Annotated in this window: 1 protein-coding gene; it reads right to left on the reverse strand. The window is 53.0% G+C overall.

All coding sequences use genetic code 11. The features are described 5' to 3' along the window. On the reverse strand, positions 1-508 hold a 508-nt coding region (locus tag ABD353_RS40280), incomplete at both ends, for an S-type pyocin domain-containing protein (RefSeq protein ID WP_344628652.1).

Consider the following 508-nt stretch of genomic DNA (forward strand, 5'->3'; position numbering starts at 1 on the left):
AATGGTCAACCTTGTACATTCCTTCTCTTGATCTCCCATCAAAGTCGTTATAATAACCGGTTTCTAGAAATCCGGCAGGAGCCTTCTTAAAATACACATAGATTGCCGGGATAACCCCCATCGGGTCAACAATAATAAAGTCATCGAAATCCCGGTCTTCGATGGGCAATGTTTCAATATTTGGTTCCTGTTCCTCCGGGATCGGCGTTCCCGGTACGGGCGGTAACGATTCCGGGGCCGGGTTAGGCAACCCCCAGATGCTCCGCGGTTCCGGAATGGGTGTAGGCGGTGTGGTAGAGCCGCCAGCGCTCCCGTCATGAACAGTCGTCTGGCTGGAACCCCACTCAAATTTTCCCTGCCCGGCAGACCGGGACCAGACAAATGTGCCTTTAATTGAAGGATCTTCAAAACCCCATGTCTCTTTATCCAGCTGTTTTGCAAACCGCACCCGGACCCGATCCAGCCCGCTTTTTTCCCCCACCTCATAGCTGCGGGAAACCAGTTCCCC

It is taken from the genome of Kitasatospora arboriphila (assembly GCF_039528095.1).
Classification (GTDB): Bacteria; Actinomycetota; Actinomycetes; order Streptomycetales; family Streptomycetaceae; genus Kitasatospora; species Kitasatospora arboriphila.